Here is a 12710-nt window from a genome sequence, read left to right as displayed (position 1 = left end):
CCGCACGGCTGTCCCGTGGTGAAACATCAGTTCTATTGTACAATGAATTAACGTGATTAGCCGTCTAATGAATTACCTAACCCATTGATCAATGATTAAATTTTTATCAGTAACCTCTTCGAAAGACAGGAACGTACACCATGCCAGTGTTACATAACCGAATTTCTAATGAGGAACTTAAAGCGCGCATGTTGGCTGAAACCGAACCGCGCACCACAGTTTCTTTTTATAAATATTTCACTCTGGAAGATGCCAAAACCTTCCGTGACGACCTCTATAGTCAATTTGTTAAACTCGGCGTGTTTGGTCGGGTTTATGTGGCTAAAGAGGGGATCAATGCACAAATCAGTGTGCCCGCTAATCGTTATGATGAGTTCAAAACCGCGTTGTTTGCCGCACATCCTGCACTAGATCAGGTGCGGCTGAATGTGGCTCATGAAGATGATGGGAAGTCATTCTGGGTGCTGCGCATGAAAGTTCGCGAACGCATTGTGGCGGACGGTATTGATGACGAGAGTTTCGATCCCAGTAATATAGGGCATTATCTGAAGGCCGATCAGGTTAATCAGATGATTGATGATCCCGATACTTTGTTTGTTGATATGCGCAATCACTATGAGTACGAAGTAGGCCATTTCGAAAATGCCATTGAAGTCCCTTCTGATACTTTCCGTGAGCAATTGCCAATGGCGGTTGATATGCTGCAACATGACAAAGAGAAAAATATTGTTATGTATTGCACTGGTGGGATTCGCTGTGAGAAAGCCAGCGCCTATATGCTGCACAATGGCTTCAAAAACGTTTATCACGTTGAGGGCGGTATTATCGAATATGCCCGTAAAGCAAAAGAACAGGGGTTGCCGCTGAAATTTATCGGTAAAAACTTTGTTTTTGATGAGCGGATGGGGGAGCGGATCTCTGATGATGTGATAGCCCACTGCCATCAGTGCGGTACACCTTGCGACACGCATACCAACTGTAAGAATGATGGCTGCCACTTACTATTTATTCAGTGTCCGACCTGTGCGGCAAAGTTTGCTGGTTGCTGTAGTGATATCTGTCAGGAAGAGCTGAAGTTGCCGCAGGAAGAGCAACGCTCCCGGCGTGCTGGGCGCGAAAACGGCATTAAGATTTTTAATAAATCGAAGGGATTGTTGCAAACTACCATGCACATTCCGATACCAGAAAAGAGCACAGATAAAAAATAGTCGTAGGGTTAACCTACTGGATGTACTATTAAAGTTAGACGTTGTCGGTTATTTTATTCGATAGCGTCTTTTTTATGCCATTTTTAGCGCAATGGCGATTCCAATACAAGGATTGATAATGACAATACCTGGAGTGAGTAGCCAAGGGCTACGGTTAGTCACGATGCTGGCTATGCTGGTGGTGATTATGGCGGGAATTAAAGCGGCATCGCCGATCGTGGTTCCATTCTTGTTGGCTATATTTCTTGCTATCGTATTAAATCCTTTAGTGAAACTGTTGGAGAAAATAAGAATTCCCCGCACCTTAGCTATTGTCTTATTGGTTAGCATTATTATTTTACTCATGGCATTGCTCTTTGGCCGCCTGGGTTCTTCATTAAATGAGTTTGCCCGCTCGTTGCCGCAATATCGTGGCATGATGCTGGAAAAAATGCGCGACCTGCAAGAGTTTGCAATGCGCTTTAATATTGAGTTCTCGGTGGATGACATTATGAAGCATGTCGATCCTAGCACCGCGATGAACTTTGTGACCCGTCTCCTGAGCCACCTTTCTGGTGCCATGGCTAGTATGTTCTTGCTGCTGATGACGGTGGTCTTTATGTTGTTTGAAGTGGAACGACTGCCTTATAAAATGCAGTTGATGTTTGATAACCCAGAGCAAGGGAATGCGATTCTCAAGCGTGCATTAAATGGTGTAACTCATTATCTGGTGATCAAGACGATTATTAGCATTGCGACGGGGATTGTTATTTGGTTATTCCTGGCAGCGATGGGGGTCAGATTCGCTTTCCTTTGGGGGCTACTGGCTTTCGTCCTCAATTACATTCCTAATATCGGCTCCGTATTGGCGGCTATCCCACCCATCGTTCAGGCACTGTTGTTTAATGGTTTTGCTGATGCTTTTGCCGTTACCTGCGGGTATATTTTGATTAACCTGATTGGTGGCAATATTATTGATCCACGGATGATGGGGCGTGGTTTGGGTCTATCAACCTTGGTGGTGTTCTTATCCTTGATTTTTTGGGGGTGGCTACTCGGGCCGATTGGTATGCTGCTTTCCGTTCCGTTAACCATTATTGCCAAAATAGTATTAGAGTTAACACCAGCCGGTTATAAAATCGCCGTGTTATTGAGTGATGGCAAACCGGCCAAGGTAGAGTAGTGCAAACTGCGGATATCGTATTTATTGCTGGGCCACAGGTGGGAAGCTATCTGGTGGCCCGGCTAGAAAAGGTAGAGAAAACGCGTTAATAGAAAAAGAAATAAATATCCAGTGCTAACAGAATCAGCCACAAGCAGATATAGAGCAGTAGATGTTCCCGTACATTATTGATAACCATCGATAGCAATTTATTTAACATGCAGGGTGCCTGAGGCTAGAATTATCGCCCATTATAAGGATTTTTACTTTTATAAACAATAAGCTGGCAGGCTAAATTCCTGAGTTACAGCATGATGAAATAAGTCATTTCTTTGGATAATATGGGCATTGTGGTACGAATGGAAAAGATTGATATGTATTGGTGATATTAAGTGAAATGTAACCGATTCTTTAACTGCAAGCGATAACTCACTATATTAATCCGGTTACATTATTTGTTAAGAACAAAAATCACATATACAGAAAATTTACTGAAAGGGAATACTCCCTTTATTGCGACTCTCTATACACCAACGCCTTAGTATAAATATTTAAATACATTGTAAATAAAGCATAATTCCAAACGGTTTCTGACTTTTATTTTTTCGGTAATATGCCGTTTATGCGAATAAACTGTACTGTCACTGATATTTAACTTCCTGGCAATGCGGTAATTGGGCATCTCCATCATCCAGTAGCACATGACTTTATGCTCTTGTGGACTGAATAGGGATGCTGGACAGGGGGGATGTGGCTTACCGATACCCTCACTTGAAAAGTCCGATAGTCTTTGTAACAACTCCGGTAAGCGTTTTTTAGCCAAAATAGAGACAGAATCTGTCAGGGGTATCGGTGTTTCACTAAACGGATATGACGCATCCAGATAAATATAAACTTTAGCCCGCAGGCAACAACTCAAAAATTGTGCTAATAACGGGCAATGTCCACCATAGCGACAATATTGGGTAAGGTTAACAATAATTACCTCAGGATCAAACTCATGAACAGCTAATGTAGCCTGTTCCACCGTAGGAACATCCATTAAATCGAGATATGAAGCGTTATTTAAATAAGTATTTACCCCTGATCGGGTATAAAAACATTCATCGATAATTAATATTTTCATGTGGCATACATCCTTGTCTAACAGCAACCATACCTGGCCGCATACAAGGATAAAGTAATCCCCTGATGCCTAAAACGTCAATTCGGGATTCACGATTGTTTTTAGCGGCTTTTACGAATATAAGACTCTGCTAATTATTAAATTTGCGGCGTTTTATATTAATAATGAGGTGAAAATGAGAGCGAGATATACCGATGACTGAAATAAAAAGAAACAGTCATCGGTAGCAATCAAGTGCTGAACTCGCGGGTTACAGCATTACGATTTGGCGAAGCGGGATAGCGAAAAGGCTGAAATATCAATAGGTGAGGGTTTATCTTGTGCGAAGAGTGCAGCGACTTCCCCCAATGCAGTTGCAAACTTAAATCCATGGCCGCTTAAGCCTGTTACCACCATGATATTTTTGTTATCGGGTAATGTATCGATGATAAAATCTTCATCAGGGCTCATGTCATAACTGCATGCCGCGCCGTGCAGACAGACACCCACTCCCGGTAAGAAGTTACGTAAAAAACCAAATACTTCGGTTCCATCCTCGGCATAACTGCCAAAGGGCTTACGTTGTGCCGCTGTTTCAATAGGCTGACCACCATTATGTTTGCCTAGTTTTAACTCGTCATTTTGCGAGGGGAAGCCGTAATAATGGATATTATCCGGTGTCTCGACGGTGAATGCCGGGAAATGATTTCCTTCGCTATAGCGGCCATCGGCATGGTGCCATGAAAACACTTTACGTATGGCGGTCACCGGTAATTCGGGTAACAGCTCTTTGACCCAGGTTCCGGCAGTGACAATCACTTTCTTAGCACTGTAGGTACCATCTATAGTCACGACATCTACACCACCATCCAGCGGTTCGATAGCGGTAACCGGACAATTGAATAAAATACCGCAGCCTGCTTCTGTGACGGCTTTAATCAGCGTTTTAATCGCCAATTCAGAACGTAGATAACCTGATTGTGGTTCGAACACACCAATATAATTATCTGGTACGGTAAATACCGGCCACTTTTCACGGATCTGGGCCGCGTTTAAGGTTTCAACCGGCAAGTTATATTGTTGAGCGCTGTGCTGCGCATTTTGCAGGAAAATAGAGTCATCTGGCCCAAGATTAAGCACGCCACTGGCCTGAAATAATGATTCACCTGTTTGAGCTGATAACTGGTCCCACAATGTTTGGGCACGCAAAACTAAGGGAACATATTTCTCACCTTCGCCATAGGCATGGCGAATGATCCGTGTATCACCATGGTGACTGCCTGCTTGATGAGGCGGCATGGCACTGTCAATCATCAGTACGTTTAAACCAGCTTGTGACGCATAGTAGCCTGCGGCAGAGCCGACCGAACCGCTACCAATGACAACTAGATCATAATCCATATTTTGCATCCCGGGGAATATCGCCACCTGGCTTTTTCAATAGGGTTTGTGCTAGCAATGTGTATTTATCGCGGCAATAACCCGAACGATTTGAATTAAAGGTAGCAACAGTGCTGATAAAAATTAAAACGATAGTAATAGCACGGGACTGAGAGGAGAAAAAGCGCTGTTAGCCATAGAGTGGTGGGAATGGTTAATAAAAAGGCACTAAGTGATATTCACTCGTGCCTTTTTTGGCGAACATTAAACTCGTTTTCTGGTGGAAAAAAATTAATGTTTACGGTGATCGCGATCTTGATATTCCGATGACTCAATTTTAGCAATGCCTGCTTCTAAGATATTTATTAATTGGCGTGCAACATCGGTGGTTAACCAGAGCGTTCTATCAACCAGCGCATCTTCTGGCGGTTGATCCATGGAAGACAGGTAATGAAGACGTATCATCATAGCGTCGTATACATCTACAGTGCTGATATCCCAGCCTACAAGCGGGTGAGTCTGAATAACTTCATCATTTCTGTCCATAAAGACCCCTTATATAGTAGTTACTGACTGGAGTGACTAATGAGGATCAATGCGGCTCATTATCAAGTGAGCTTTTTCAGTATACGCAACCGCCGATAAATTTGGAGATTATCGCAAGATCTTTACAAATTATTTATTTTATGATGATTTCTTAATCAACAATAAATGGGTTAAAAGAAGTCGGTGAGTAAAGGAAGTTTAGACGCTTATATAAAAAAGCCGAGGAGCGACTCCCCGGCAAAACAGCATTACATTGGGTTACTCCGCGTCGAACCAGTCGTCAGCGCTTTCCCATATTTCTTGTAATATTTCAGAGATCAAATCTTTATCTGTTTTGGCACCACCTAAAACGGAAAGATTATTTGCTCCGGCATAACGTATTTGTACTGCGGTGGTGGTGTCCGGGAATTTGGTGTTGAGTCTTTTACTCAATTCATGGGTTAGTGCTTCGATAGCACCTGCGGGTAACGGGTTTTTTTTATCAATACTCACTTCAACACGCATATTTGGCCCTCCGAATATTTATACTGGTTATTTATACCGTACAAGTATTCGGGTTGCAAGTGACTGATATAAAAATCGTCGCTGTAAAGGGTTAGCCCCTACAGCGGCGCTTATCAGCTTTTAACTGACCAATTGATAGTCTGACCGGCCAGGAAAGGAATCACAGATTCATCACCTAATGGGATCTCTTCTGGTTGTTGGAAGGGGGCCTTAACCAATTCAACAACCTCTTCGTTAATCGGCAAGCCATAGAAGCGTGGACCATTTAATGAACAGAATGCTTCAAGATGCTGTAGCGCATTCATCTCTTCAAACACAGTAGCATAAGCTGGCAGCGCTGATGGTGCGTTGAACACGCCAGCACAGCCACAGGATGACTCCTTACGATGTTTGGTATGGGGAGCGGAATCGGTTCCGAGGAAGAAACGGTCTGAACCACTAGCAACGGCCTGGCGCAATGCTTCTTGATGCGTGCTGCGTTTCAATATTGGCAGACAGAACAAGTGGGGGCGAATACCACCGACCAGCATGTGATTGCGGTTAAACATCAGATGCTGTGGGGTGATAGTTGCACCAAGGAAACGATTGCCTGCCAGCACGTAATCGGCCGCATCTTTGGTGGTTATGTGCTCGAAGACAATTTTCAATTCAGGGAATTGGCGACGTATCGGTTCCAGAATCTGTTCAATAAAGCGCGCTTCGCGATCAAAAATATCAACGGCAGCTTCTGTTACTTCACCGTGGATCAGCAGCGGCATACCTATCTTTTGCATTTGCTCAAACAACGGGTATATCGCCGGGATATCGGATACACCATGATTTGAGTTGGTCGTAGCATTCGCTGGATACAGTTTTGCCGCAGTAAATACGCCTTGTTCAAAGCCGGTGGTCAGTTCTTTGACATCAAGTGTATTGGTCAGATAACAGGTCATCAACGGCGTGAAGTTATGCCCGGCAGGTACTGCGGCTAAAATTCGTTCCCGATAAGCGATAGCACTGGCAACAGTCGTAATTGGTGGAGCCAGATTGGGCATGACAATGGCCCGGGCGAACACCTCGGAGGTATAGGGCAGCACGGTACTGAGCATTTCGTCATCACGTAAGTGAATATGCCAGTCATCCGGGCGGCGAATTTTCAGGGTTTGGGGTTGTGCAGTCATTCAACTAGCTCCGCAGTCATGATGAGATATTGGGGTTTTTATACTGTTTCCGGCGGGGTCTAAGGATAAGCGGAAAGTGCGCAGGATGCATCTGATTGTTAGGGTTAAGTTGAAAACAAGGCAAAAAGGGCATCTTATAGAGGGGCTCGGGATAAAATTGCCCGTTAGGGTGAGCTATTGATTAGCAGTAAAATACGCTAATTGAATGTACAGCATGGGAGAATAACTATGGAAGTCCGTGTCATCGCCAGTTTAGTGGCAAAACCTGAATTTATTGATGCAGTAAAAGAAGCGGTTCATTTGGTAATAGAACCGAGTCGTGAGGAGAAGGGGAATCTGCAATATGATCTCCATGCCGAAAGCGACCAGAAAGGTTCTTTTGTGTTTTTCGAACGCTGGGCATCTGATGATGCATTGGAAAAACATAATAAAACCGAGCACTTCAAAGCGTTTGTCAAAGCTATTGAAGGGAAACTGGAAAACCTCGAAATAAAGAAACTGAAACAGATAGCCTGAGAGTGATCTCTGGTTAAAGATATCACCAATATAAAAAAACCCGCCTGATGGCGGGTTTTGTCTTTGCAATGTCTGGTCGGAATAATATTACATTTATTCGACAGATTGCGGTTTTGTTGCCGGCGCGGTTGCCTGAGTTGCCGCCGCATGGCCACCAGCAGAACCTTTACCTGCAAAATCAAAGGCTGGACGTTCCCACTGACCTTTAGACGGTGACTCTGGCGCGTAATCCGGTGCCGGTGCTTTGGTCATCGGTGCTGAAGCGTAATGTTTGAACACCACACCTTCAGGGTGAGCGATAGTCGACTGTTGTGGCACAACAGCAACAGGAGCCTCAACCACAACCGTGTCACTGACACTGGCTTCGACAGCGGTTTCTTCAATTAGCGGTTCTTCAATTGTCGATGTTTCAACAACGACTTCGGTCACTGCCTGTGCTTCAGCTACAGCGTCTTCCACCACAGTTTCAGCTACAACCGCATCTTCCGCCGGTGTTTCAACAATAGTTGTTTCAACAACAGCAGTTTCAGCAACAATGGTTTCTTCCACCACCGCTTCTTCAGCAGTTGTATCCTCAATTACCGTTTCCTGAACCACAGGTTCAGCGGTAGCTTCCGCAACGCCAGTTTCTTCAACGTCGGATACTGTTTCAACCGCTGCGGTAGTTTCAGCTTGCACCACCTCAGCGACAGCTTCAACGGTTGGTTCTACAGCAGTTGGCTCAACGGCAACAGGTTCTACAACCACTGGCACGACAACAGGAGCACGGCCAGGAACGGCTGCGGCTGAAGATGAAGAACCACCTGGTTTATGTTGCGCAGCAGGTGTCGGAGTGACAGTTTCAGTCACGGCGACGACGACAGGTGCGGCAACGACTGGGGCTGCTACAATCACGGCCGGAATATTAACCGGGGTCTCTACTGCTGCAACTGCTATTGGCAATGGTTGTTCAACCGGGTTTTCTACAAAAGCAGGTTCAACTGTTTGAGCTACTGGATAACGGACCCACACTTTGCCTGAAGCCATTTCTGGTGAGGCGAAAGCGCCGGCCAGTGGCATAGCAGATTGTGTCGGGTAACGCTCATCACGATAGCGACGACGACGCTGGCCACTGACGCGCAGATGACGAGGTGAGCGGCGTGAACGACGTGGCATACCATTTTCATTATTGGCATTGCGATCGTGAGTAGCTTCATCATCCGCTTGAACAGTCGTTTGTGGCAGTAATTTCACTTCTTCCTGCACAACTGGCGCTGCAATGCTTGCTAGCGGTGCACTAACAGGATTTTCCTGGGCTGCATTTTCCAGCACATTCAGCTCATCATTGGCAGATTGAATACGGACTTTCTGATTCAATTGGCGGCGTTGACGACGCTGCATAACCTGTTGACGTTCTTCTTGCTCAGGTTGCACCTCTTCGACCACACTGACTGCTGCCACTTCTACTTCTGCTTTGACTTCCTGTGGTGCCTGACGTTTATCTTCCTGACGACGGCGCTGACGATCACCGCGACGCTGTGGTTGCTGCTCGTCACGTGGCGCTTTATCCGTTTCAACAACGTCAGTTTGTGCTTGCGGCGCAGTAGTTTGCGCCACTGGACGCTTGTTGCGACGCTGATCTTCACGACCTTCGCGGTTCGCATTGTCACGACCACTGTTGTCACGGCTATTGCTATCACGGCCACTGTTGTCACGTGTGCTGTTATCACGGCCTTCACGTGGTGTACGGTCGCCTCTCTCTTTGCGGCCATTGTTCTGGCGACGAGGATTACGACGATCATTACGGCGGTTTTCGGTGGTTTCGGTTTTCTCGACCTCTACCGGTTTAACTTCTTCTGCTGATGTGCCGAATATACCTTTTAGGCCACTGAACAAACGGCTAAAGAAGCCAGGCTGTTCTGAGGTAGCAGCAGATGCGGTTACTTGTGGCGCAACGCTTGGTTTAGCACTGACGCTAGCAGGTGCAGCTTCCGGTGGTACTTCGGTTGGCAGAGAGAAAGTCGCCAACGCTGGTTGTTCTGGGCGTTTACGCTCAATTGTTGCTTCTTCTAACGGCTGCGCCATTTCTGCTTCATGCAGTTGTGGTAGCAGGTAGCTGAGAGAAGGAACCTCTTCGCCTTTACGTACCCGAAGAACAGAGTAGTGCGGTGTTTGCATCTGATCGTTTGGCACGATCACCGCACGTACACCACCTTGACGTTTTTCAATGGCATTGACGGATTCACGTTTTTCGTTAAGCAGATACGACGCAATCTGTACCGGTACAATGGCGTGAACTTCATGGGTATTTTCTTTCAGCGCTTCTTCTTCAATCAGACGCAGAATAGAAAGTGACAGTGATTCGTTGTCACGAACGGTACCGGTACCGCTACAGCGTGGGCACACGTGGTGGCTTGACTCACCCAGTGACGGGCTAAGACGCTGACGGGACATCTCCAGCAAGCCGAAGCGAGAGATTCGGCCAATCTGGATGCGGGCACGGTCTTGGCGAACGGCATCACGCAGGCGGTTTTCAACTTCACGCTGATGGCGCACTGGTGTCATATCGATGAAGTCGATAACAATCAGGCCACCGAGGTCACGTAAACGTAACTGGCGGGCAATTTCATCAGCGGCTTCAAGGTTGGTGTTAAACGCGGTTTCTTCGATATCGCCACCACGTGTTGCACGCGCGGAGTTGATATCAATTGCCGTCAGGGCTTCGGTGGTATCAATAACGATAGAACCGCCGGAAGGCAGACGTACTTCACGCTGGAACGCTGACTCAATCTGAGACTCAATTTGGTAGTGGCTGAATAAGGGGATTTCACCACTATACAATTTGATTTTGCTACTGAAATCCGGGCGACCCAGAGCGGCGATATGCTCTTTTGCCAGTTCGAGAACTTTAGGGTTATCGATCAGGATCTCGCCGATATCCGGGCGCAAATAATCACGGAAAGCGCGGACAATTACGTTACTTTCCTGATGGATTAAGAATGGTGCAGGGCGACCTTCAGCGGCTTTTTTAATCGCATCCCAATGCTTGAGGCGGAATGACAAGTCCCATTGCAGTGCATCAGCAGATTTGCCAACACCGGCAGTACGGACAATCAGACCCATGCCATCAGGCAATTGCAGGGAGGATAGGGCTTCTTTCAGTTCGGTGCGGTCATCACCCTCAATGCGACGGGAGATACCACCGGCACGTGGGTTGTTCGGCATCAGAACCAAATAACTGCCAGCCAGGCTGATGAAAGTTGTTAGTGCGGCACCTTTATTGCCACGTTCTTCTTTATCAACCTGAACGATAACTTCTTGGCCTTCGCGCAGCACATCTTTGATGTTTGGGCGGCCATGAGAGGAATAATTACTAGGGAAATATTCGCGAGAAATTTCTTTTAGTGGGAGGAAACCATGACGTTCAGCGCCGTAATCAACAAAAGCGGCTTCCAGACTGGGTTCTATTCGGGTGATTTTGCCTTTGTAAATATTCGCTTTTTTCTGTTCATGACCTGGGCTTTCAATATCCAAATCATACAGCCGCTGTCCATCTACAAGGGCAACACGCAACTCTTCTTGCTGAGTTGCGTTAATCAACATTCTTTTCATCTTTAACTTACTCGTTATTTTTACATTGGCGTTAGAACTGCGGGCAAAATAACCTCTATGGCCGGGTAAACCGATGACCCCGAGTCTTCTAGCAAAGCCGTCAACCTCACGGTTGTCGCCTGCATAGGGGCGCATTATTTCGGTAAGCCTGTGTTTCTTTCTGAAAAACAGCGCTTTTATATAAAGGGGCGCTTCTGAATATAAGACAACAGAGCAGACCCACTTGCCGGCCAAGCTGCAACCCGCAGCCCGCTAATTGCTTGATTTCACATTACGTCTTACGCCATTGCTGCGTTTTTGTGTGATCAGGCAAAGTTTATTATTCCACAAGTCTCTTGGTCTAACGAGAATCAACGCAGAATTAGTGACATTATTCCATTGCTGACACTGATATAGCAAGATGACTTTACCTGTCTACGTAAAGATTCTTTTACTGTTTTCACAGCGTTGGCGGCTATCGTTGTCTTATTAAACAATAAATGCGCGCAAACGTTATCTTTAAATAGCCAGACTGACAGTTAAGCACAGAAAAAGGGGTGGCGCTAATTCCTCGGTGTATTTAGAATCGCGCACCATGAAAACGAATAATCCAGTAGTACAATTAATCACCATTTCTGCCGACGAAGCTGGTCAGCGGATCGATAACTTTTTGCTCACTAAATTGAAAGGTGTGCCAAAGAGTATGATCTACCGCATCGTGCGCAAAGGTGAGGTTCGCGTTAATAAAGGGCGCATTAAGCCAGAATATAAACTGGTTGACGGGGATGTGGTCCGGATACCGCCAGTGCGCGTCGCTGAGCGCGAAGAGGTTCAGGTCTCTGCCAAACTTGATAAAGTTGCGGCGTTGGCCGACTGTATTTTATTTGAAGATGACTATCTGTTGGTGTTGAACAAGCCTTCTGGCACGGCGGTTCATGGTGGCAGTGGTTTGAGTTTTGGTGTTATTGAAGCCTTGCGTGCATTGCGCCCCGAAGCCCGCTTCCTTGAATTGGTTCATCGCCTTGACCGTGATACCTCCGGTGTCTTATTGGTAGCGAAAAAACGCTCTGCGCTGCGTTCTTTGCATGAGCAACTGCGGTTAAAAGGGATGCAGAAAGACTATTTGGCATTGGTTCGTGGTCAATGGCAATCTCACTGTAAAGCGGTGCAGGCACCTTTGTTGAAGAATATTATACAAAGTGGCGAGCGAGTGGTGAAAGTCAGCAGCGAGGGCAAACCGTCAGAAACGCGTTTTAAAGTTGAAGAGCGCTTTGAGCATGCAACCTTGGTCAAGGCCAGCCCGATTACTGGTCGTACTCACCAGATCCGCGTACATGCGCTCCATGCGGGTCACCCAATTGCTTTTGATGATCGCTATGGCGACCGTGAATTTGATCAACAATTGCAAGGAACCGGGCTGCATCGTTTATTCCTGCATGCGGCGGCATTACGTTTTGAGCATCCCAATAGCGGTGAAACCATGCGCATTGAAGCGCCACTGGATAATCAGTTACGCCACTGTTTGTTGATATTACGAAAGAAAGCAGCAGAAAAATAAATTGCCGTAATAAATAATTGAA

11 protein-coding genes are annotated in these 12710 nt (G+C 46.2%); 4 read left to right on the top strand and 7 right to left on the bottom strand.

What is annotated here, in order from left to right:
* Positions 1 to 140 precede the first annotated feature (140 nt).
* Positions 141 to 1208: an oxygen-dependent tRNA uridine(34) hydroxylase TrhO gene (trhO, locus tag ACWJJO_RS13615; protein ID WP_481091141.1), complete on the top strand. Its 1068-nt coding sequence runs from the start codon at positions 141 to 143 to the stop codon at positions 1206 to 1208.
* A gap of 118 nt (positions 1209 to 1326) precedes the next feature.
* Positions 1327 to 2370, top strand: a complete 1044-nt coding sequence (locus ACWJJO_RS13610; protein WP_083158511.1) for an AI-2E family transporter — start codon at positions 1327 to 1329, stop codon at positions 2368 to 2370.
* An 85-nt stretch (positions 2371 to 2455) separates the two neighbouring features.
* Here ACWJJO_RS13610 and ACWJJO_RS13605 read toward each other — a convergent pair whose 3' ends face one another.
* The 6 genes from ACWJJO_RS13605 to pyrC all read right to left on the bottom strand — a co-directional run bounded on the left by ACWJJO_RS13605 (position 2456) and on the right by pyrC (position 7044).
* A complete protein-coding gene (locus ACWJJO_RS13605) occupies positions 2456 to 2569 on the bottom strand; it encodes a DUF2770 family protein (RefSeq protein ID WP_005183270.1) in 114 nt (37 codons plus the stop codon).
* A gap of 318 nt (positions 2570 to 2887) precedes the next feature.
* On the bottom strand, positions 2888 to 3475 hold the full coding sequence (locus tag ACWJJO_RS13600; protein ID WP_083158512.1) for a helix-turn-helix transcriptional regulator: 588 nt from the start codon (positions 3473 to 3475) through the stop codon (positions 2888 to 2890).
* 258 nt (positions 3476 to 3733) lie between these two features.
* Entirely contained in the window at positions 3734 to 4855 is a 1122-nt protein-coding gene (gene solA, locus ACWJJO_RS13595) for an N-methyl-L-tryptophan oxidase (RefSeq protein WP_481091140.1), read from the bottom strand.
* 270 nt (positions 4856 to 5125) lie between these two features.
* Entirely contained in the window at positions 5126 to 5380 is a 255-nt protein-coding gene (gene bssS, locus ACWJJO_RS13590) for a biofilm formation regulator BssS (RefSeq protein WP_083158513.1), read from the bottom strand.
* A gap of 258 nt (positions 5381 to 5638) precedes the next feature.
* Positions 5639 to 5884, bottom strand: a complete 246-nt coding sequence (dinI, locus tag ACWJJO_RS13585; protein ID WP_083158514.1) for a DNA damage-inducible protein I — start codon at positions 5882 to 5884, stop codon at positions 5639 to 5641.
* Positions 5885 to 5997: 113 nt separating this feature from the next.
* Positions 5998 to 7044: a dihydroorotase gene (gene pyrC, locus ACWJJO_RS13580; protein WP_083158515.1), complete on the bottom strand. Its 1047-nt coding sequence runs from the start codon at positions 7042 to 7044 to the stop codon at positions 5998 to 6000.
* A 228-nt stretch (positions 7045 to 7272) separates the two neighbouring features.
* On the opposite strand from pyrC, the gene ACWJJO_RS13575 reads away from it, so the two are divergent.
* On the top strand, positions 7273 to 7560 hold the full coding sequence (locus ACWJJO_RS13575; protein ID WP_083158516.1) for a putative quinol monooxygenase: 288 nt from the start codon (positions 7273 to 7275) through the stop codon (positions 7558 to 7560).
* A 93-nt stretch (positions 7561 to 7653) separates the two neighbouring features.
* On the opposite strand, the gene rne is transcribed toward ACWJJO_RS13575, so the two are convergent.
* The gene (gene rne / locus ACWJJO_RS13570) at positions 7654 to 11151 is read right to left on the bottom strand and encodes a ribonuclease E (RefSeq protein ID WP_481091139.1); all 3498 of its coding nucleotides are present in this window, start codon (positions 11149 to 11151) and stop codon (positions 7654 to 7656) included.
* A 574-nt stretch (positions 11152 to 11725) separates the two neighbouring features.
* Here rne and rluC point away from each other — a divergent pair.
* Entirely contained in the window at positions 11726 to 12688 is a 963-nt protein-coding gene (gene rluC / locus ACWJJO_RS13565) for a 23S rRNA pseudouridine(955/2504/2580) synthase RluC (protein ID WP_083163572.1), read from the top strand.
* Positions 12689 to 12710: the final 22 nt, after the last annotated feature.

Source organism: Yersinia antarctica (genome assembly GCF_056636475.1).
The sequence above is the reverse complement of the archived record's forward strand: the minus strand, read 5'-3'. Positions and strand labels throughout refer to the sequence as shown.